The sequence below is a fragment of the Rhodococcus sp. T2V genome, from assembly GCF_029269925.1.
Classification (GTDB): Bacteria; Actinomycetota; Actinomycetes; order Mycobacteriales; family Mycobacteriaceae; genus Rhodococcus_F; species Rhodococcus_F koreensis.
Map to the genome: position 1 here is coordinate 251,577 of NZ_JARJBD010000002.1, position 20,279 is coordinate 271,855.

The window sequence follows — 20,279 nt, forward strand, 5'->3', positions numbered from 1 at the left end:
ACAGCTCACACGTGCAGGCCTGGCGATCTACACGTCACACGCGAGGGCTAGTCTCATGTATATAGGCGCTCTGATCGGGTACCGAAATAGAAACGAGGCGAACACCTGCCGTGAGCAGCAGCTCTACATCCCAGTTCGGACAGAACCAGTGGCTGGTTGACGAAATGTACCAGCGTTTCCAGGACGATCCGTCGTCCGTGGACGCGAGTTGGCACGAATTCCTGACGGATTATTCTCCCGACGCAGCCGCCGCCAAGGCAGGCGCAGCCAACGGACACGGCACGAACGGCACCACCACCGCCGCACCTGCTGCCGCTCCCTCCGCCAAGGCTTCGACTCCCCCTGTTTCCGAGTCCGCGACCGCACCCCAGCCTCAGACCAAGCCGGCCAACGGTGCCGCAACCAAGACTGCACCCAACGGTGCAGCTCCGAAGGCTGCCGCCCCGAAGACCGAGGCCCCCCAGAAGGCCGCACCCGCGAAGGACGCCCCGGCGAAGGACGCGAAGGCGTCCGCCCCCGCGCCTGCCGCCGACGAGTCGAAGGTTCTCCGCGGCGCAGCTGCTGCCGTCGCGAAGAACATGTCGGCATCGCTGGCCATTCCGACCGCCACCAGTGTTCGCGCCATCCCTGCGAAGCTGATGTTCGACAACCGGATCGTCATCAACAACCACCTCGCCCGTACCCGCGGCGGCAAGATCTCGTTCACGCACCTGCTGGGTTACGCGATCGTGCAGGCGGTCAAGGCGTTCCCGAACATGAACCGGCACTTCGCCGAGATCGACGGCAAGCCCAACGCGGTCACCCCCGCACACACCAACCTCGGCCTGGCCATCGACCTGCCGGGCAAGGACGGCAACAGATCCCTCGTCGTCGCCGCGATCAAGAACACCGACACCCACAACTTCACGCAGTTCTACAGCGCGTACGAGGACATCGTCCGGCGCGCGCGTGACGGCAAGCTCACCGCCGAGGACTTCTCGGGTGTCACGATCTCGCTCACCAACCCCGGCGGCATCGGCACCGTGCACTCCGTGCCGCGCCTGATGAACGGCCAGGGCGCCATCATCGGTGCCGGCGCCATGGAGTACCCGGCGGAGTTCCAGGGTTCGAGCGACGAGAAGATCGCCGAGATGGGCGTCGGCAAGCTCATGACGCTGACCTCGACGTACGACCACCGCATCATTCAGGGCGCGGAGTCCGGCGACTTCCTTCGGACCATCCACAAGCTGCTGATCAGCGACGAGTTCTACGACGAGATCTTCCACTCGCTGCACATTCCGTACGAGCCGGTCCGCTGGCGCCAGGACGTCTCCGAAGGCGCGGTCGACAAGAACACCCGCGTCCTCGAACTGATCGCGGCGTACCGCAACCGCGGCCACCTGATGGCCGACACGGACCCGTTGCAGTTCGTCAAGGACAAGTTCAAGAGCCACCCCGACCTGGACGTCACGACGCACGACCTGACGCTGTGGGACCTCGACCGCGAGTTCAAGGTCGGCGGATTCCACGCCCAGGAGAAGATGAAGCTGCGCGACGTGCTCAGCGTGCTGCGCGACGCGTACTGCCGCCACGTCGGTGTCGAGTACGCGCACATCCTGGAGCCCGAGCAGCAGCAGTGGCTGCAGGACCGGGTCGAGGCGCACCACGTCAAGCCCACGGTCGCTCAGCAGAAGTACATCCTGAGCAAGCTCAACGCCGCCGAGGCGTTCGAGACGTTCCTGCAGACCAAGTACGTCGGCCAGAAGCGCTTCTCGCTCGAGGGCGCCGAGTCCGTCATCCCGATGATGGACGCCGTCATCGACCAGGCCGCCGAGCACCAGCTCGACGAGGTCGTCATCGGCATGCCGCACCGCGGTCGCCTCAACGTTCTCGCGAACATCGTCGGCAAGCCGTACTCGAAGATCTTCACGGAGTTCGAGGGCAACATGAACCCGGCGGCCGCTCACGGCTCCGGCGACGTGAAGTACCACCTCGGTGCCGAGGGCACGTACATCCAGATGTTCGGTGACAACGACATCACCGTGTCGCTGACGGCCAACCCGTCGCACCTCGAGGCTGTCGACCCGGTCCTCGAGGGCCTGGTCCGCGCGAAGCAGGACATCCTCGACAAGGGTGAGGACGGCTTCACCGTCCTGCCGTTGATGCTGCACGGCGACGCCGCGTTCGCCGGTCAGGGTGTCGTGGCCGAGACGCTGAACCTGGCGCTGCTGCGCGGGTACCGCACCGGCGGCACCGTGCACATCGTGGTCAACAACCAGGTCGGGTTCACCACTGCCCCGGAGCACTCCCGTTCGTCGGAGTACTGCACCGACGTCGCGAAGATGATCGGCGCGCCGATCTTCCACGTGAACGGCGACGACCCCGAGGCCTGCGTCTGGGTTGCCCAGCTCGCTGTCGACTTCCGGGAGAAGTTCCAGAAGGACGTCGTCATCGACATGATCTGCTACCGCCGTCGCGGTCACAACGAGGGCGACGACCCGTCGATGACGCAGCCGGCGATGTACGACGTGATCGACACCAAGCGCAGCGTCCGTAAGAGCTACACCGAATCCCTGATCGGCCGTGGCGACATCTCGCTGAAGGAAGCCGAAGACGCCCTGCGCGACTACCAGGGTCAGCTGGAGCGGGTGTTCAACGAGGTTCGCGAACTCGAGAAGTACACGCCGGAGCCCAGTGAGTCGGTCGAGCTCGACCAGGTGCTGCCCACGAAGCTGAAGACGTCGGTCGACGAGTCGGTGCTCGAGCGGATCGGCGACGCGTTCGTCAACGTGCCCGAGGGCTTCACCGTCCACCCGCGCGTCAAGCCGGTCATCGACAAGCGCCGCGAAATGTCGCGCGAGGGCAAGATCGACTGGGCCTTCGCCGAGCTGCTCGCGTTCGGTTCGCTGGTCGACCAGGGCAAGATGGTTCGCCTGTCCGGCCAGGATTCCAAGCGCGGCACGTTCACGCAGCGTCACTCGGTCCTCATCGACCGCAAGACGGGCGCCGAGTACATCCCGCTGCAGAACCTGGGCAGCGAGAACCCCGGCAAGTTCCTGGTCTACGACTCCGCGCTCAGCGAGTTCGCGGCCGTCGGCTTCGAGTACGGCTACTCCGTGGGCAACCCGGACGCGCTCGTACTGTGGGAGGCGCAGTTCGGTGACTTCGTCAACGGTGCGCAGTCGATCATCGACGAGTTCATCTCGTCCGGTGAGGCCAAGTGGGGCCAGCTGTCCGACGTCGTGCTGCTGCTGCCGCACGGCCATGAGGGTCAGGGTCCCGACCACACGTCCGGTCGTATCGAGCGCTTCCTGCAGTTGTGCGCCGAGGGTTCGATGACCGTGGCCGTGCCGTCCACCCCGGCCAGCTACTTCCACCTGCTGCGTCGTCATTCGCTCGACGGAATCCGCCGCCCGCTGGTCGTCTTCACTCCGAAGTCGATGCTGCGCAACAAGGCCGCGGTCTCCGACGTCGAGGACTTCACCACCGGCAAGTTCCGCTCGGTGTTCGAGGAGCCGACGTACGAGACGGGCGACGCCGAACGCGACAAGGTTCGTCGTGTCCTCCTCGTCAGCGGCAAGCTGTACTGGGAGCTGCTGGCGAAGAAGCAGAAGGACAACCGCGAGGACATCGCGATCGTCCGCATCGAGCAGCTGTACCCGGTTCCGAGCCGTCGCCTCCGCGAGACGCTGGACCGCTACCCGAACGCCACCGAGTTCCGGTGGGTTCAGGAGGAGCCGGCGAACCAGGGTGCATGGCCGTTCTTCGGCCTGGCTCTGCCCGAGTTGCTGCCCGACAAGCTGTCCGGAATCAAGCGCATCTCGCGTCGTTCGATGTCGGCACCGTCCTCGGGTTCGAGCAAGGTGCACGCTGTGGAACAGCAAGAGATCATCGATGAAGCCTTCGGCTGAAGAGCGTGAAACGGCTGAAGCCTTCGGCTGAAGCGTTCAGCTGAGCGTCTGATCGACTGATCTGCCACTGAGCCGGGTCGAGTTCACTCCACGGAGTGGATTCGACCCGGCTTCGTGGTATCCGGACCCCTGGCCCGATCCTGCCTACCACCGGGACAGCCGCACCCCTTTTCTGTTCCCGCAGCACTTTTCGCGCCCGACAACGAGTGCGGCTACTCAGAAGGAGTGCGTCCGCTCAAACAGCCCCTACTGCGAACGACGCCGCGATTGTCAGGTCGTGGTGGCCGACACGAGCGCGGCCGCGATCTCGGGCGCGGCGGCGATAGCCAGCGCGGGAAGGGCCTGAACGTTGAGTTCGATCAGTTCTTCGCGGGTCAGGTGCGGGTCGCGCAGCCAGGAAATCGTGACTTCCTCGACGTAGGCGATCCAGCCCCGGACGGCGAGTTCGACCGCCCGGGTGGGCTCGATGCCGATCGCAGGCAGTTGTTCGAGGGTCCGCTCGGACATCACGGCGCGGGTCTGCTCGAAGACCGCCCGCATGTCCGGGTCCCCGCTCGCCGTTCCCCGCAGGAGCGAGACGTACGTGCCCCGGTTCTCGGTGACGTAATCGACGTACGACGCGAGCACCGAGCGCAGGATCTGCATCGGATCGCGCGCCTCCTCGACGTACGGGTCGGGGGCGGTGCGGGCGAGCATCTCGCTGCTGGTGTGTCGCACGATCTCGAGGTGGAAGTCGTGCTTCGACGCGAAGTAGTGGAACAGCAGGCCGCGGGAAACACCGGCCTGATCTGCGATGTCCTCGACCGAGATCTGCTCGAGCGGGCGCTGCGCCAGCATCTTGGCGCCGAGGTCGATCAGTTGGGCGCGCCGTTGTTCGGGGCTGAGACGGGTCCGCTTCACAACGTCCATGAGACAAGACTACTGAATGAAGGTCAATAGGCTATTGACTGCCCCTCAATAGCGCCCTATGGTTTCTTACATGAGTCTCCCCGTCACAGATACTTACGCCCCCACCGCAGGTGTCCGCCACGTCGACACACTGATCATCGGCAGCGGGTTCGCCGGCCTCGGCGCGGCGATCAAGCTGACCCAGGCAGGCAAGACCGACTTCCTCGTGCTCGAACGCGGCAACGAGGTCGGGGGTACCTGGCGGGACAACACGTACCCGGGTGCGGCGTGCGATGTTCCCTCACATCTGTACTCCTACTCGTTCGCGCTGAACCCGGAGTGGACCCGGTCGTTCTCGACGCAGCCCGAGATCCAGAAGTACATCCGGTCGGTGGCGGACAAGTACAACGTGCGCGACAAGCACCTCTTCGACTGTGACGTGCGGTCCGCCCACTGGAACGAGTCGACCACTCGCTGGGAGGTCAGCACCACCAAGGGGAACTTCGTCGCGAAGGTGGTCGTCTCCGCGGTCGGCGCTCTGTGCGAGCCGTCTCTCCCGGACATCAAGGGCATCGAAGGCTTCGAGGGCGAGATCTTCCACTCCGCCCGCTGGAACCACGACGCCGACCTGACAGGCAAGCGCGTCGCCGTCATCGGCACCGGCGCCTCGGCCATCCAGATCGTCCCCGCCATCGGCAAGAAGGTGTCGCACCTCGACGTGTACCAGCGCACGGCGCCGTGGATCCTCCCCCGGGCGGACCGCGAGTACACGACGCTCGAGCACACCGCGTTCAAATACCTCCCCGGCTTCCAGAAGCTGTGCCGCACCGGCATCTATTGGATGCGCGAGAGCCAGGTCGTCGGCCTCGCGAAGGCCCCCGTCTTCATGAAGCCGCTACAGCTCGCGGCCGAGCGCCACCTGCGCCGTCAGATCAAGGACAAGGATCTGCGCAAGAAGGTGACTCCGAACTTCCAGATCGGCTGCAAGCGCATGCTGATTTCGAACAACTACTACCCCGCCCTCGCGCAGGACAACGTCGACCTGGTGACCGACGGCATCGCCGAGGTCACGGCGAACTCGGTGATCTCGAAGGACGGCACCGTCCGCGAGGTCGACGCCATCGTCGTCGCCACCGGCTTCCACGTCACCGACTCCCCCACGTTCGAGGGCATCTTCGGCAAGGACGGCCGCTCGCTCGCCGAGGTCTTCGACGAGGGCGGGCAGCAGGGTTACAAGGGCGCCGCGATCGCGAACTTCCCCAACATGTTCTTCCTGGTCGGCCCGAACACGGGTCTGGGCCACACCTCGATGGTCTTCATGATCGAGTCGCAGCTCAACTACCTCGTCGACGCCCTGCAGACGATCGACAAGTACGGTATCGGCAAGATCGAGGTCCGTCAGGACGCCCAGGACCGGTACAACGCCGACCTCCAGGAGAAGCTGTCGCACAGCGTCTGGAACAACGGCGGGTGCGCGAGCTGGTACCTCGACAAGCACGGCAACAACACCACCCTGTGGCCGGGCTTCACGTTCCAGTTCCGGAACGAGACCAGGCGCTTCGATCTCACCGCGTACGACAGCGTGGCCACCGCCGACCTGCCCGAGCCCGTCCACGTGAACGGCACGACCCCCGGATCCGCCGCCATCCCGGCGCAGATCGACCTCGACGACGACAAGGTGACAGCACAGTGAGCGAGTTCGCAGGCAAGGTAGTCGTGATCACCGGAGCCGGCTCCGGCATCGGCAGGGCCGTCGCCCTCGACCTGGCGCGCCGGGGTGCCCGGCTGGCGATCTCGGACATGGACACGGTCGGACTCGCCGAGACCGCACGCCAGGCGGAGGCGCTGGGTGCCGAGGTCAAGTCCGATCACCTGGACGTCACCCAGCGCGAGGCGGTGCTCGCGTACGCCGACGAGGTGCGGGCCCACTTCGGCAAGATCAACCAGGTGTACAACAACGCCGGCATCGCCTACCACGGTGAGTTCGAGAAGTCCGAGTTCAAGGACATCGAGAAGATCATGGACGTGGACTTCTGGGGAGTCGTCAACGGCACCAAGGCGTTCCTGCCGCATCTCATCGCGTCGGGCGACGGTCACGTCGTGAACGTCTCGAGCCTGTTCGGACTGCTGTCCATGCCCGGCCAGAGCGCGTACAACTCGGCGAAGTTCGCCGTGCGCGGTTTCACCGAGTCGCTGCGCCAGGAGATGCTGATCGCCAAACATCCCGTGAAGGTGACGTGTGTGCATCCCGGCGGCATCAAGACGGCCATCGCCCGCAACGCCACCGCGGGACCGGGCGAGGACCTCGACACGTTCGCGAAGTTCTTCGACCAGAAGCTGGCACGCACCACTCCGGAGGCGGCGGCCGAGACCATCCTGACCGGTGTCCGTAAGGGCAAGGCGCGCGTGCTGATCGGCGCCGACGCCAAGTTCCTCGACGCCTGGGTGCGGCTCGTCGGACCGAGCTACCAGCGGGTGGTCGCCCTCGTCGCCGGACGCGTCCTCCCCAAGTCGAACTGAGGTCCCGATGAGCTTCCACCTGCCGCTGCCGGTCGTCGCGACGGCACTCCGGCCGTTCTACCGCCTCAGCCTCAACGCACGGCTTCCGTACTCGGTGCAGCGCACCCTTCTCGACGTGGGTGCTCCACTGCAGCAGGTGCCCGCCGGTGCCGTCGTCCGCCCGACCGTCCTGGCGGGGCGGCCCGCGGAGCGGATCACGGTGGGAGCCACCGAACGCCGGACCGCCGTCCTCTACCTGCACGGCGGTGCGTACACGATCGGTTCGCTCGCCACCCACCGATCGCTGGCCGCCCACATCGCCCGGGAATCCGGCAGCGTCGTCTACACCCTCGACTACCGGCTGGCCCCGGAACATCCGTTCCCGGCCGGGCTCGAGGACGCCGTCGCCGCGTACATGGAGCTGAACACCGAACACGGTTACGAGACAGAGCAACTCGCCATCGCGGGCGATTCGGCGGGTGGTGGCCTGACCGTCGCCACGGCACGACGCCTGATCGATCGGCACGGCGTGACTCCCGCGGCGTTGGCGTTGATCTCCCCGTGGGTCGATCCCGGCAGGCGCGACACGTCCCGGGACCGTGATCTCGTCGTCAACACCGCGTGGTCGTTCGACGCCGCCGAGAAGTACCTGGGTAACGGAGACGCGCGGGATCCGGGTTACGCACCGTTGCAGGGAAATCTGACGGGACTGCCGCCGACGTTGATCCACGTCGGGGTGGACGAGGTGCTTTACCCGCAGATCATGGAGTTCGTCGACAAGCTGAACGAGTCGAAGGTGGACGTCACGCTCACCGAGTACGCCCGGCTGTGGCACGTCGCCCATCTGCAGGCGTCCCTGGTCCGCGAGGCCGCGGACGCGGTCGCGGAACTCGGGGCGTTCCTGGGCTCACAGATGGGCGTCCAGCCACACCCGCGCCACGTCGGCTGAATCGGCACCACCGCGGACCTGGCCGATCATGTCGGCCAGGTCCGCGGTCGTCAGTTCACCCGCCACGACGTTCAGCGCCTTCAGCTGGGCTTCGCTCAGGGTCCCGATCCGGAACAGCGGCACCACGTTCTGCGCGGTGAACACGTGTTCGTCGTCGGACAGCAGCACCAGATCCGTGTCCGCGACGTCCGGCGACGCCGTGGTCACCCCGGCCACCACGGCTCCGCCCGCCGGTGCGGGGACGGCGAGTTCACCGACCGCGGCGGCGTCGTCGGCCACCCTCGTCGTCTGCGCGAACGCGCACCCGGTGAGACCGGCGAGATCATCGGCCTCGAACGCCGGGGCGAGGACGGCGGTGCTCTTTCCGCACGAGGGAACGAGGTCGTCCAGCGTGGTGAGACCGAGCTGTTCGGATGTCTGCGGAGTCACCGCCAGCACCGACCTGTCCTCGGCGGCGGCGAAGTCGGAGATCGAAAGCCCCTGCGGCAGAGCCTTGCTCAATGCCTCGAACACATCGTCCTGCTCGGTTTCCGTCGACTCGGGATCGTAATAACGCAGCAGCCGGCCCGTGAACTCCGGTACCAGCGTGACGCTTCCGGCATCGAGTTGCCCGAGATAGGCGGTCCGGTCACCGAGGCCGGCGTCGGTGATGACCGGCGCGCCCGTCGAACGCAGGGCACCCGCATAGATTTCGGCGAGGATGCGACTCTCCGCACCGTCGCCCGCACCCACCACGATCTGGCCCTGCCCCTGCCCCGCGGCACCGTCGAGGGTTCTGTCGCCACCAGCGCAGCCCGACGCCAGCCCCGCAGCGAGGAGCAGCGCGGACGCGGCCGTCAGCACCCGGGACCACGCTGCCGGGCGGTGCCCGCGGCGGGCCGATTCGTCTGTGCGTGTGTGTGCCACGTCGCGCCTTTCGTTTACCTCGAGCCGGCCGAAAACCGTGCTCTGTCCGCCCCTATCGTTACACTGGCCAACCGATGGCGCGGACACGCGTCCACCGGCTTTCCGTCGGCAGGTCCGGCGCCGGTGACAACGGGAAGGACGCTCATGCGCACCTCACGAATTCTGTCGGGCTTCACCCGCCGCTCCGTGGGCAGTATCGCTCTCGCGACGGTCGCCGTCGTGTCGCTCGCGGCGTGCGGTGGCGGCGGATCCGACCCCCTGTCCGGCGGCGGCGAGGGCTCCGGCGACGACCCGAACGCGATCATCGTGGGATCGGCGAACTTCCCCGAATCGGAGACGGTGGCGAACATCTACACCGAGGTGCTCCGCGCCAACGGGTTCGACGTGACGACGAAGTTCAACATCGGCTCCCGTGAGGCCTACATTCCCGCGCTGAAGGACGGGTCGATCGACGTCATCCCCGATTACACGGGCAATCTCCTGCAGTATCTCGACCCGGATTCCACCGCCACGAGCGCCGCCGACGTCGACGCGGCACTGCCTGCCGCGCTGGGCTCGGAACTGACGATCACCACCCCGGCCCCCGCGGAGGACAAAGACGCCGTCGTCGTCACGAAGGAGACGGCGCAGCGCTGGAACCTCACCTCCATCGCGGATCTGGCGGCGCATTCGAACGAGGTGAAGTTCGGCGCACCGGCCGAATTCCAGGAACGTCCCGGTGGCCTGCCCGGTCTGAAGGCCAAGTACGGCCTCGACATCACGCCCGACAACTTCGTCCCGATCGCCGACGGCGGCGGTCCGGCCACGGTGGACGCTCTCGCGTCGGGACAGATCACGGCCGCCGACATCTTCACCACGTCTCCGGCGATCGCAGAGAACGGTTTCGTGGTGCTCGCGGACCCGCTGAACAACTTCGCGGCGCAGAACGTCGTCCCGGTGTTGCGCACCACCAAGTCCTCAGACAAGCTGACCCGCGCCCTCGACGCGCTGTCCGCGAAGCTGACCACCGAAGAACTTGTCGCGCTCAACAATTCCGTCTCGGGTGATGCGAAGACGGAGCCGGCGGCGGCCGCGAAGCAGTGGGTGACGGACCAGGGGCTCGACAAGCCGGTCTCGTGAGGAGGCTGCGGTGATCACATTCTCGGGAGTCACCAAGCAGTACCCGGACGGCACGACGGCGGTCGACGGCCTCGACCTGCAGATCGAAGCCGAATCGTTCACGGTCTTCGTGGGGCCGTCCGGCTGCGGCAAGACCACGTCGATGCGGATGATCAACCGGATGATCACCCCGACCGCGGGGACCGTCACGGTCGACGGCCGCGACATAGCCCGGACCGACGCGGTGAAGCTTCGCCTCGGCATCGGCTATGTGATCCAGAGTGCGGGACTGTTGCCGCACCGCACGGTGGTCGACAACGTCGCGACCGTGCCGGTGCTGCGCGGCGACTCGAGACGCAACGCCCGCAAGGCCGCGTTGGCGGTGCTCGAACGTGTCGGACTCGACCCGGCGCTGGCCTCCCGCTATCCCGGTCAGCTGTCCGGCGGACAGCAACAACGCGTCGGGGTCGCCCGGGCGCTGGCCGCCGATCCGCCGATCCTGCTGATGGACGAACCGTTCAGCGCCGTCGATCCCGTTGTCCGCGAAGATCTGCAGGCCGAGATGCAGCGGCTACAGGCGGAGATGCGCAAGACGATCGTGTTCGTCACCCACGACATCGACGAAGCCGTCAAACTCGGCGACCGGGTGGCGGTCTTCGGGCCGGGCGGCCGGTTGCAGCAGTACGACGCACCCGACACGGTGCTGTCGGCGCCCGCCACCGATTTCGTCGCCTCGTTCGTGGGTCGTGACCGCGGGTACCGGGGGCTGTCGTTCCGGACGGCAGATGAGGTTCCGCTGCACACCCTGCGGACGGCGACCGCGAACGAATTGCCCGGGCTGCGCCTCGAACGGGGTGAATGGGTCCTCGTCGTCACCGACGCGGGCGTGCCGCGGGGGTGGATCGACGTCACCGGCGTCGAAGGGGCGCGGGCCGGTCGGCCCGTCTCCGAATGCACTGCGGCGGGCGGATCGCTCTTCACCCCCGGCGCCGACCTGCGGCAGGCATTGGACGCGGCGATCTCCTCCCCGTCGGGCATCGGGGTGGCCGTCGACGCGGACGGTGCGGTCTCGGGCGGCATCCTCGGCTCCGAAGTGATCGCGAAGCTGGCCGAGCAGCGGGCGGCGGAGGACCGCGCGCGGGGTGAGCACTACTTCACCGCCCAGCAGGCGACCCCGGACGGGCCGTGATCGCGTGCGCTGGCTCATCGACAACTTCTCGGTCGTCGTCGACCTGACGAAGACCCATCTCTATCTCGCACTGGTTCCGCTGCTGATCGGGTTGCTCATCGCGGTTCCGGTGGGCACGGCGATCCGGGGTGCTTCCTGGCTGCGGAAGATCACGCTGAGCGTGGCGGGCATCGCGTTCACGATCCCGTCGCTGGCACTGTTCGTGACGATCCCTTCCGTCTTCGGACTGCAGATCCTGGACCCGCTCAATGTGGTGATCGCGCTGACGATCTACTCCACGGCACTGCTCATCCGCGCCGTTCCCGAGGCTCTCGACTCCGTTCCCGCGGACGTCGTCGACTCCGCCACCGCGATGGGTTTCACGCGCCTCCGCCGGGCGCTGACCGTCGAATTGCCGCTCGCACTGCCCGTTCTCGTCGCGAACGTCCGAGTGGTGGCGGTGACCAACATCTCGCTGGTGTCGGTGGGTTCGCTGATCGGGATCGGCGGCCTCGGCACCCTGTTCACGCAGGGCTACCAGCGGGACTACCCCGATCAGATCCTGGCGGGGATCATCTCGATCGTCGTGCTGGCCCTCGCGTTCGACCTGCTGCTGTTCCTCGTCGGCCGGGCACTGACACCGTGGACGCGGCAGCAGAAGGTCCGGCGCGCACCGCTGGTCGCGGGACAGTCGACGGCCCCCGCGCCGGAGGAGACTTCGTGAACATCTTCGGCGGCGCGTGGGAGTACATCGTCGACCCGGGTAACTGGTCGGGCAGCACCGGAATCGGCGCCCGCATCCTCGAACACCTCTGGTACAGCTTTCTGGCGGTCACACTGTCCGCGGTGGTGGCGGTGCCGATCGGTCTGATCATCGGACATCTGCGCAAGGGTGACGTGGTCGTGGTCGGTCTCGTCAACGCACTCCGGTCGCTGCCGACGCTGGGCCTGCTGACGTTCCTGGTGCTCCTGCTCGGGCTGGGTCTGGTCCCGCCGATCCTGGCCCTGGTGATCCTCGGGATCCCGCCGGTCCTCGCGGGCACGTATGCGGGTGTCGCGAATGTCGACCGGACGGTCGTGGACGCCGCCCGCGCGATGGGGATGACCGAATGGCAGGTCCTCACGAGGGTCGAGGCCCCGAATGCGCTGCCGCTCATGCTCGGCGGGCTGCGCAACGCCACCCTGCAGATCATCGCGACCGCAACGGTTGCCGCGTACGTCAACCTCGGCGGCCTGGGCCGCTACATCTTCGACGGACTGGCCCTGCGCCAATACGACCGGGTGCTCGTCGGCGCGCTGCTGGTGACGATTCTGGCTCTCGTCGTGGACGGGTTGCTCGCGCTGGCGGTGTGGGCGTCCGTTCCGGGAACCGGCCGCCTGCGGCGGAATCCGAGCGCCGAACAGATCGCCGAGCGCGCATCGTAACGAGTTCTCCCACAACGGCAAACACCCCGACACCGGAACCGTGGGTGCGGGTTCCGGATCGGGGTGCTCGACGGATTCTCGCTAGCCGGTGACGCCTTCTGCGCGAGCAGCGGCGGCGACTGCCTCCGCGACAGCGGGGGCGACGCGAGGATCGAGCGGGCTGGGAACGATCTTGTCTACAGCCAGCTCGTCACCGACGACCGAGAGGATTGCCTCGGCGGCGGCGAGTTTCATGCCTTCGGTGATGCGGCGGGCGCCGGCGTCGAGGGCGCCCTTGAACACCCCGGGGAAGGCGAGCACATTGTTGATCTGGTTCGGGAAATCCGAGCGTCCGGTGGCGACGATCGCCGCGTGCTTGCGGGCGACGTCGGGGTGGATCTCCGGGTCCGGGTTCGACAACGCGAACACGATGGAGTTCTCCGCCATGGTCGCGATGAGCTCCTCCGGGACGGTGCCCGCGGAGACACCGAGGAACACGTCCGCGCCGTCGAGAGCTTCGACGACGCCGCCGCGGCGGGCGGCCGGGTTGGTGCGGGCGGCCAGGTCGACCTTGATCTCGTTGAGGTCGGTGCGGTCGGCCGAGACGATGCCCTTCGAGTCCAGGACCGTCACGTCCGCGATGCCGGCGGCGAGCAGGATGTTCGCGCAGGCCACACCGGCGGCGCCGGCACCGGAGATGACGACCCGCAGGTCGGACAGTTCCCGGTTCTGGACCTTGACCGCGCCCTTGAGGGCGGCGAGGACGACGATGGCGGTGCCGTGCTGGTCGTCGTGCATGACCGGGCAGTCCAGGGCCTCGATGACGCGCTTCTCGATCTCGAAGCAGCGGGGTGCGGAGATGTCCTCGAGGTTGACGGCCCCGAAGCTGGGGCGCAGCCGGATCAGGGTCTCGACGATCTCGTCGGGGTCCTTGGTGTCGAGGACCAGGGGGATCGAGTTCAACCCGGCGAAGTTCTTGAACAGGGCGGACTTGCCCTCCATCACGGGAAGGGAGGCACGCGGGCCGATGTCACCGAGGCCGAGGACCGCGGAGCCGTCGGAGACGACGACCACGAGGCGGTTGGTCCAGGTGTAGCGGTCGGCGAGGGTCTCGTCGGCGTGGATGGCGCGGGAGACCTGCGCGACACCGGGCGTGTAAGCGATGGACAGGGCACGCTGGGAATCGAGGGGAGCGGTGGTCTCGACCGAGAGCTTGCCGCCGAGATGGCCGGCGAAGATCTCCTCGTCGGTCAGTTCGACCTTCTGCGGTGTGGTGGGTTCGGACACGATGGACACGATGACACTCCTGATAAGTCCAGGCTCACTCGGGGCCGGGTTACTGAGAAGTAACCGTAGGGATCGGCGCTGATCCTCACAGTCACTCCACGAACGACAACTGGGGTGAAGCTTCCGGGGTGCGCGATCACGATGGCCGCAGAACGTCCGAAGCGTCATGGCACTGGGCGGGTGAGCCCCTGGCAACGCTGCCATAAAACCCCCGCCGAAGGGCGGTGGCGCCGACGTCGGAGTGGTGCTAAGTCTGGCACGAATATCGATGCACAATCAAATTGCCACGACAGTCAGATGTCTCACGTTTTCGGGCCTCTACCTGTGAGAACAAGTTACCGGCGGGTCACTGTGAGGGCCGGTTTCAGATATCGGGCCGAGCGTTCCTCAACCCCACCACTGGGTGGCAAGCAGAAGTGCCGCCGCGGCGAGGACGGCCACGGACGCGACCACGGCGGCGAACCCGTCGCGGCGGTCCGCAATCCGTTGCGCGACGATCACGAACACGGACGCGACCACGTGCGCGGTGATCGAGACCGCCCCGGGGCCCGGGAAGCCCCGGCCCCCGCCGACGTAGGCGGAACCGATCACGACGAGGCAGAGGATCACCACACCGGCGGCGACGGCCCCGCTGAGGGCGCGCAGCGCGCGGACCGGAAGCGGGTTGCGTCGCGGTTCGGTGGCCGCCACCGTCCTCGGGACGGCGGGAGCGTACGGGTCGTATCGCTCGGACTCGTGCGTGTTCATGCCGAGACCACCTGCACCCCGGATGCTTTCGACACGAGGGTGTCGAACTCGTCGGCGTCCGTTGTGAACTCGCCGAGCCGGATGGCTTTGTTCGTCCCGTGGTAGTCGGAGGAACCGGTGACGACCAGACCGAGTTCGTCGGCGAGGGCCTGCAGCACCCGCGCGTCTTCCGGCGAATGGTCGGGGTGATGCACCTCGATCCCGTGCAGACCGGATCCCGCCAGGTCACGGACGTGATCGAGCGACAGCAGCCGCCCCCTCGTGCGGGCCCTTCCGTGGGCGAGGACGCTCACTCCCCCGGCCTCCGCCACCAGTTGCACGGCCTCGTCGAGCGGGGTGTCCGATTTGTCGACGAAGTACCGGCCGCGCGGGGCCAGCAGGTCCACGAACGCCTCACCGACGCTGCCGACCACGCCGGCACGCATCAGAGCCCTCGCCAGGTGCGGGCGCCCGGCCGCCGGTCCCGCTTCCGCGAGCACCTCGTCGGCGTCGATGGGGAGACCGTCCTCCATCATCAGCTCGGCCATGGCGCGGATCCGGACGATCCGCTCGTTCCGCAGGCGTTCCCGCTCCCGCGCGAACGCCGCGTGCGCGGGATCGAACAGGTAGGCGAGGAGGTGCACGGCGACCGGGCGTCCGTCCTCACCCCGCCCCTCGCAGGACATCTCCATGCCCCGCACCAGCGCAAGCCCCGCAGGCAGCGCCGCGACCGCTTCAGCCCACCCCGCGGTCGTGTCGTGATCGGTGATCGCCACGATGTCGAGTCCCGCCGCCCCCGCGGCGCGCACCAGGTCCGCCGGGCTGTCGGTTCCGTCGGAGGCCGTCGAATGGGTGTGGAGATCGATGAGCACCAGACCAGTCTGTCAGGTGTCGCCGCACGGGGTCCGAGCGTGCGGCCCGGAAGCCTGGCGTGTCGTGCGACGCCGACCGGCCCGGACCCGGTGCTGACGTACGATTCACCGGCAGCGTTTCCGACTCGACGGTGAAGGAGGGCCCCGTGCCGTCTGTGCCCTCGCTCCCCCGGCGCGGCAGCGACAAGGATCAGCGCGACGGCGAGAAGGACCCGGGTTCCAGGATCCGCATCCCGACCTCGCGGGCCATCGTGGACTGCGGGGTGTACGTCGACGGCACGAGGCTTCCCGGCAAGTACACGCACCAGGCTGCGATGGCCGAGGTCCGCAAGCGGGGTCAGGGGTTCGTGTGGCTCGGGCTGCACGCTCCCGACGAGGGCCAGATGGAGAGCGTGTCCGAGACGTTCGGGCTGCACGAGCTGATGGTCGAGGACGCCGTCCACGCCCACCAGCGGCCGAAGCTCGAACGCTACGACGACGTGCTGTTCCTGGTGCTGCGGACCGTCAACTACGTGCCGCACGAGTCGGTGGCCACTGCCAGCGAGATCGTCGAGACCGGCGAGATCATGGTCTTCGTAGGAGCCGACTTCGTCATCACCGTGCGGCACGGTGACCATTCCCCGCTGTCGAACGTCCGGCACGCGCTGGAGGCGAACGGGGAGCGGCTCGCTCTCGGCCCGTACGCGGTGCTGCACGCGGTCGCGGACCACGTGGTGGACACGTACCTCGAGGTCACCCAGGCCATCGAGGAAGACGTCGACAGCATGGAGGAGGCGGTGTTCAGTCCGCGCAGCAGCGTCGCGGTCGAACACATCTACCTGCTCAAGCGTGAGATCGTCGAACTCCGCAAGTCGGTGAACCCGCTGTCCAATCCGTTGCTCCGGCTGACGCGGTCACCGGGCAATCCGGTGCCGAAGGAGATCCGCCGCTACTTCCGCGACGTCCTCGACCACCACACCACCGTCGCCGAACGGATCGCCGAATACGACGAGGTGCTCAGCTCACTCGTCGATGCCGCCCTGGCGAAGGTCGCCGTGCAGCAGAACACCGACATGCGCAAGATCTCGGCGTGGGTGGCGATCGCGGCCGTGCCGACGATGATCGCGGGCATTTACGGCATGAACTTCGACAACATGCCCGAACTCCACTGGCAGTACGGCTATCACGGCGTGGTGTTCGTGATCGCGTCGGTGGCGGTGGGCCTGTTCGTCACGTTCCGCCGGAACAACTGGCTCTAGAGCGACGCGGCGCCGCGGTGCGGATCGCGCACGTCGATGCCCGCCTCCGCCCACGCCTCACGCAGGGCGCCGGCGCCGCGCAACCGGACCCACGCCGCCTCGGTGCCGGTGAGCGGAACGACCGCGAGGAACCGCACGGCCTCCGCGGGTTCGGGCAGCGGCAGGTCGGGGATCGTCGACTCACCGAGCAGCACGGCGGTGAACGGCGCGTCCTTCCACAGCGGCTCTCCCAGGTCGAGCAGCGCGTCCTCCACGAGAACGACACCTTCCACCGACGGCGCCGCCGCCAGCACCGCCAGGGTGCGCGCGACTCCCGACGCCACCCCGGCGCCACCGCGCAGGGTGAGGATCAGTTCGGCGCGGGGGCCGCGGAGAGCGTCGGCCACCAGTTCGCCGGGGTCACTCATCGGGTGCCGGGAGCATCCCAGGGTCACGTAGCGGACCAGATCCTCGTCGTCGGGTGCGAACCGCAGCACGTCCAGCGGTTCGACGCCCAGGAACGTCACCGATGCCGCAGTCGGCTCCGGTCCCCCGATCTGCCCCAGCAGGTGCGCGCGAACGGAGGCCACAACGCTGTCAGTCACCCCGCCATCAAACCACCGAACCCGCTCACCCGTCCTCCGGCCTCTCGAGCCGGTAGCGTCGGAGCATGGTCTCGGTACTCGCAGTGTCCGACGAGACGATCGAGTCGCTGTGGAGTTCGCAGGTGCGCGCCATGGACGTCGACCTGATCCTCGGTGCGGGCGACCTCCCGTTCGACTATCTGGAATACCTGATCGACGCCCTCGACGCGCCGTGTGTCTTCGTGCCGGGCAACCACGACGCCGACCTGTCCGGCTATTCCGCGGGACGGGTCGGGTGGATGCGGGCGGGACTGCCCTCGGCGTGGCCGGGCCCGTGCGGTGCGGTCAACGCGGACGGCCGGATCGTGCGGATCGCGGGCCTGCGCATCGCCGGCCTCGGCGGATCCATCCGCTACAACGACGGCCCCAATCAGTGGACCGAGCGGCAGCAGCGGCGGCGGGCGCGCAACCTGGCGCTGACGAGCGCGTGGCACGCGCGCCGCTCCGGGGTGTCCGGTGTCGACGTGCTGCTCACGCACAGCCCACCGCGGGGAGTCGGCGACCAGGAGGATCCGCCGCATCGGGGTTTCGAATGCTTCGAGAACCTGGCGGGCAGGTTGCAGGCACGCGTCATGATCCACGGGCACGTCCACCCGTACGGCCGTGCTGCCGAGGATCGCACGCTCGGCGCGACGACGGTCATCAACACGGTGGGATTCACCCTGATGGAGTTGTCGCCGGGCGCCGAACCGAGCATCGTCAGGCGCCGGCATGGCACGTGACACCGGGTTCCCCGCCGCCGACGCGGAGAACGACTTCACCCGCCAGCGTCGTCGCGCCGAATTGTCACGACTGGTCAGCTGGCTGCGCCGCGAACCGGACGACGTCAACGAGATCCTGCCGTTCGACGAGGTGGTCGCGGCCGTCGGCCGGGTCGGGGAACGATCGCTCGGCCTGCAGGTGATCCCCGTCAACTCCATCGTCGGCAGCGTCGACCGCACGCGCGACTTCGACCGGTTCTTCCGGCCCACGTCCACCCGGGTACGCGAGCGTTGGCAGCGGTTGGCGGCCGCGCAGCGCCGGGGCGAATCGGTACCACCGATCCAGGTGTACCGGATCGGGTCTATGCACTTCGTCAGCGACGGCCACCACCGCGTCTCCATCGCGTACGCGATGCACTGGAGCACGATCGACGCCTACGTCACCGAGATCCAGACGAAGATCTCCCCGGACGGAATCGCACAGCGCGGCGACCTGGTCATCAAGGACCACCGCCGCCTGTTCCTCACGCGGGTGCCGTTGACCGGGCCGCAGCGGGCGGCCGTGGTCGTCACCGATCCGTGGGAGTACGCCGAGATCAGCCAGAGCGTCGAGGCCTGGGGGTTCCGGCTCATGCAGGAGATGGGCGAATTCCTCAGCCGTGAGACCGTGGCCCGGCGCTGGTTCGGTGAGGAGTACCTGCCGGTGGTCCGGATGCTGCGGGCGGCCGGGATGCTGCCCGATCACACCGACGCCGAGGCCTACCTGTGGGTGGCACGCGAGCGGTACCGCCTTGTGCGCCGGCATGTCTGGAACGACGAGATCATCGCCGAGCTCAGTCACCTCGCACCGCGAAGGCACAAACCGGCTAGCTCATGAACCGCACGGCGCGTTCGGTCGCCTCGGGGTGCGCGAACTTCAGCAGCCGCCTGCCCTCCGCCTCGATCGCGGCGCGGTGCGTCTTCGCGATGGTCGCCAGCGGCTCCACGTCGAGTACCGCACGGGACTTCTCGACCACCGTCGTGGTGAACGCCGCGACCCTGCCGTTCACGAGCACAGCCGGTTTGACGATGCCGTTCTGCGTGAAGATCTTCTTCCGCACGTCGTCGTCGACGAGGCGCCCGCGGTCCGCGTGCGAGAGCAGCACGTTGTCGAACGGCGCGAGGATGCGGACAGGCACAGGGGTGTTCGGGTCCGGCCGGGGCGCGTCGGGAAGGTCGAACAGTTCCGGCCCCGACTCCCCCGCGAACACCCGGAGCCCGGGCCGCAGCCGGTCCAGGACCTCACCGAGCCGGGTCAGCCCCGACCAGGCCTGGGCGTCCCGCGCGCTCGCCGGGCCGAACGCGGCGAGGTAGCGAAGGACCATCGTGTCGATGGACGGCGCGGCGGAGAGCGGACGGCCCACCCACGACTCCAGCGTCGCCAGCGCCGGTTGCCCCGACCTGCCCCACAGCCCGCGCGGCGGCACCTGGACCATCGGGACCAGTCCCCGCACCCCGTGGGCGAGCGCGGCACCGTCGCGCCCGGGGAACCGCTGCTCGAGCAGCGGCCGCATCTGCGACTGGGTGCGGGGTTTCTCGCGCACCAGGTCGCGTCCCGCGGCCGCGAGCGCGTCGAGGTCGATTCCGTCGAGACTCGACCGGTGCTGCGTGTTGGTGTGGAGGTCCCGGTCGAGCAGCGGTTGCGCCAGCGGACGGAATGAGAGGGCGTCGTGCGCGGTCAACGCGAACACCGTTCCGCGCATCGCGACGATCCGCACCACCGCGCGGTTCTCGACGAGGTCCGACAGCGATTCGGCGCGGAACCGCCTGAGCCGCGCCCACAGCGCGAAGTACGGCGGGGCCGGCGCCTGCGCCTGCAGTCCGCAAAGGTGCTCGATCATGTCGAGCGGGGACAGTTCCGAACGGCTCAGCAGCGATTGCCTGGCCAGCGTCGCCCGGCCCAGCGCTCGATTCGACATGCGTTCAGACCCCACCGTGCACCCCTTCGTTAGTTAGCCCCAGTACCGTATTGGTGTACGCCCGTTCACCGA

Annotated in this window: 18 protein-coding genes; 11 read left to right on the forward strand and 7 right to left on the reverse strand. The window is 67.8% G+C overall.

Going from position 1 to position 20,279, the window contains the following annotated elements:
- Positions 1–110: 110 nt before the first annotated feature.
- Entirely contained in the window at positions 111–3,890 is a 3,780-nt protein-coding gene (locus P3H15_RS03275; RefSeq protein WP_276135920.1) for a multifunctional oxoglutarate decarboxylase/oxoglutarate dehydrogenase thiamine pyrophosphate-binding subunit/dihydrolipoyllysine-residue succinyltransferase subunit, read from the forward strand.
- Between the two features lie 270 nt (positions 3,891–4,160).
- Here P3H15_RS03275 and P3H15_RS03280 read toward each other — a convergent pair whose 3' ends face one another.
- Complete coding sequence (locus P3H15_RS03280; protein ID WP_276135921.1) at positions 4,161–4,799, reverse strand: TetR/AcrR family transcriptional regulator; 639 nt, start codon at positions 4,797–4,799, stop codon at positions 4,161–4,163.
- Between the two features lie 70 nt (positions 4,800–4,869).
- Here P3H15_RS03280 and P3H15_RS03285 point away from each other — a divergent pair, with 70 nt between their 5' ends.
- Genes P3H15_RS03285 through P3H15_RS03295 form a run of 3 tightly spaced genes read left to right on the forward strand, consistent with a single transcriptional unit; the run spans position 4,870 to position 8,226 of the window.
- Positions 4,870–6,471, forward strand: coding sequence for an NAD(P)/FAD-dependent oxidoreductase (locus P3H15_RS03285; RefSeq protein ID WP_276135922.1), 1,602 nt, complete (start codon positions 4,870–4,872; stop codon positions 6,469–6,471).
- Positions 6,468–7,298, forward strand: coding sequence for an SDR family oxidoreductase (locus P3H15_RS03290; RefSeq protein ID WP_276135923.1), 831 nt, complete (start codon positions 6,468–6,470; stop codon positions 7,296–7,298). Before P3H15_RS03285 ends, P3H15_RS03290 begins: the two co-directional genes overlap by 4 nt.
- Positions 7,299–7,305: 7 nt before the next feature.
- Entirely contained in the window at positions 7,306–8,226 is a 921-nt protein-coding gene (locus tag P3H15_RS03295; RefSeq protein WP_276135924.1) for an alpha/beta hydrolase, read from the forward strand.
- Here the strand turns inward: P3H15_RS03295 and P3H15_RS03300 are convergent.
- Entirely contained in the window at positions 8,185–9,132 is a 948-nt protein-coding gene (locus P3H15_RS03300) for an ABC transporter substrate-binding protein (protein ID WP_276135925.1), read from the reverse strand. The two genes, P3H15_RS03295 and P3H15_RS03300, sit on opposite strands and share 42 nt — an antisense overlap.
- 144 nt (positions 9,133–9,276) lie before the next feature.
- Here P3H15_RS03300 and P3H15_RS03305 point away from each other — a divergent pair, with 144 nt between their 5' ends.
- The 4 genes from P3H15_RS03305 to P3H15_RS03320 are packed head-to-tail and all read left to right on the forward strand — an operon-like array spanning position 9,277 to position 12,823.
- Complete coding sequence (locus P3H15_RS03305; protein WP_095860986.1) at positions 9,277–10,251, forward strand: ABC transporter substrate-binding protein; 975 nt, start codon at positions 9,277–9,279, stop codon at positions 10,249–10,251.
- Between the two features lie 10 nt (positions 10,252–10,261).
- Complete coding sequence (locus P3H15_RS03310; RefSeq protein WP_276135926.1) at positions 10,262–11,419, forward strand: ABC transporter ATP-binding protein; 1,158 nt, start codon at positions 10,262–10,264, stop codon at positions 11,417–11,419.
- Positions 11,420–11,423: 4 nt separating this feature from the next.
- Positions 11,424–12,122, forward strand: coding sequence for an ABC transporter permease (locus tag P3H15_RS03315; RefSeq protein WP_276135927.1), 699 nt, complete (start codon positions 11,424–11,426; stop codon positions 12,120–12,122).
- A complete protein-coding gene (locus tag P3H15_RS03320) occupies positions 12,119–12,823 on the forward strand; it encodes an ABC transporter permease (RefSeq protein ID WP_276135928.1) in 705 nt (234 codons plus the stop codon). The genes P3H15_RS03315 and P3H15_RS03320 overlap by 4 nt, the downstream gene beginning before the upstream one ends.
- An 81-nt stretch (positions 12,824–12,904) precedes the next feature.
- Here the strand turns inward: P3H15_RS03320 and P3H15_RS03325 are convergent, their stop codons facing one another.
- The 3 genes from P3H15_RS03325 to P3H15_RS03335 form a co-directional block, all read right to left on the reverse strand.
- On the reverse strand, positions 12,905–14,098 hold the full coding sequence (locus tag P3H15_RS03325; RefSeq protein ID WP_276135929.1) for an NADP-dependent malic enzyme: 1,194 nt from the start codon (positions 14,096–14,098) through the stop codon (positions 12,905–12,907).
- Positions 14,099–14,476: 378 nt separating this feature from the next.
- Positions 14,477–14,836, reverse strand: coding sequence for a hypothetical protein (locus P3H15_RS03330; protein WP_095860988.1), 360 nt, complete (start codon positions 14,834–14,836; stop codon positions 14,477–14,479).
- Positions 14,833–15,687, reverse strand: a complete 855-nt coding sequence (locus P3H15_RS03335; protein WP_276135930.1) for a PHP domain-containing protein — start codon at positions 15,685–15,687, stop codon at positions 14,833–14,835. Before P3H15_RS03335 ends, P3H15_RS03330 begins: the two co-directional genes overlap by 4 nt.
- A gap of 146 nt (positions 15,688–15,833) precedes the next feature.
- On the opposite strand from P3H15_RS03335, the gene corA reads away from it, so the two are divergent.
- Positions 15,834–16,925, forward strand: a complete 1,092-nt coding sequence (gene corA / locus P3H15_RS03340) for a magnesium/cobalt transporter CorA (RefSeq protein WP_276135931.1) — start codon at positions 15,834–15,836, stop codon at positions 16,923–16,925.
- On the opposite strand, the gene P3H15_RS03345 is transcribed toward corA, so the two are convergent.
- Entirely contained in the window at positions 16,922–17,509 is a 588-nt protein-coding gene (locus tag P3H15_RS03345) for a suppressor of fused domain protein (protein ID WP_174705563.1), read from the reverse strand. The two genes, corA and P3H15_RS03345, sit on opposite strands and share 4 nt — an antisense overlap.
- A 65-nt stretch (positions 17,510–17,574) precedes the next feature.
- Between P3H15_RS03345 and P3H15_RS03350 the strand changes: the two genes are divergently transcribed.
- Together P3H15_RS03350 and P3H15_RS03355 are read left to right on the forward strand one after the other, a co-directional pair.
- Positions 17,575–18,270 (forward strand): metallophosphoesterase, encoded by a 696-nt coding sequence (locus tag P3H15_RS03350; protein WP_015889788.1) that lies wholly within the window; start codon positions 17,575–17,577, stop codon positions 18,268–18,270.
- Positions 18,260–19,126: a chromosome partitioning protein ParB gene (locus tag P3H15_RS03355; RefSeq protein ID WP_276135932.1), complete on the forward strand. Its 867-nt coding sequence runs from the start codon at positions 18,260–18,262 to the stop codon at positions 19,124–19,126. The genes P3H15_RS03350 and P3H15_RS03355 overlap by 11 nt, the downstream gene beginning before the upstream one ends.
- Here P3H15_RS03355 and P3H15_RS03360 read toward each other — a convergent pair.
- Positions 19,116–20,207, reverse strand: coding sequence for a winged helix DNA-binding domain-containing protein (locus P3H15_RS03360; RefSeq protein ID WP_276135933.1), 1,092 nt, complete (start codon positions 20,205–20,207; stop codon positions 19,116–19,118). The two genes, P3H15_RS03355 and P3H15_RS03360, sit on opposite strands and share 11 nt — an antisense overlap.
- Positions 20,208–20,279 lie beyond the last annotated feature (72 nt).

What these genes read in the sequence shown, in the direction of transcription:
- P3H15_RS03330 (WP_095860988.1), bottom strand. Translation starts at nt 14,836, where the DNA reads ATGAACACGCACGAGTCCGAGCGATACGACCCGTACGCTCCCGCCGTC.
- P3H15_RS03360 (WP_276135933.1), bottom strand. Translation starts at nt 20,207, where the DNA reads ATGTCGAATCGAGCGCTGGGCCGGGCGACGCTGGCCAGGCAATCGCTG.
- P3H15_RS03285 (WP_276135922.1), top strand. Translation starts at nt 4,870, where the DNA reads ATGAGTCTCCCCGTCACAGATACTTACGCCCCCACCGCAGGTGTCCGC.
- P3H15_RS03295 (WP_276135924.1), top strand. Translation starts at nt 7,306, where the DNA reads ATGAGCTTCCACCTGCCGCTGCCGGTCGTCGCGACGGCACTCCGGCCG.
- P3H15_RS03280 (WP_276135921.1), bottom strand. Translation starts at nt 4,799, where the DNA reads ATGGACGTTGTGAAGCGGACCCGTCTCAGCCCCGAACAACGGCGCGCC.
- P3H15_RS03350 (WP_015889788.1), top strand. Translation starts at nt 17,575, where the DNA reads ATGGTCTCGGTACTCGCAGTGTCCGACGAGACGATCGAGTCGCTGTGG.
- P3H15_RS03305 (WP_095860986.1), top strand. Translation starts at nt 9,277, where the DNA reads ATGCGCACCTCACGAATTCTGTCGGGCTTCACCCGCCGCTCCGTGGGC.
- P3H15_RS03355 (WP_276135932.1), top strand. Translation starts at nt 18,260, where the DNA reads ATGGCACGTGACACCGGGTTCCCCGCCGCCGACGCGGAGAACGACTTC.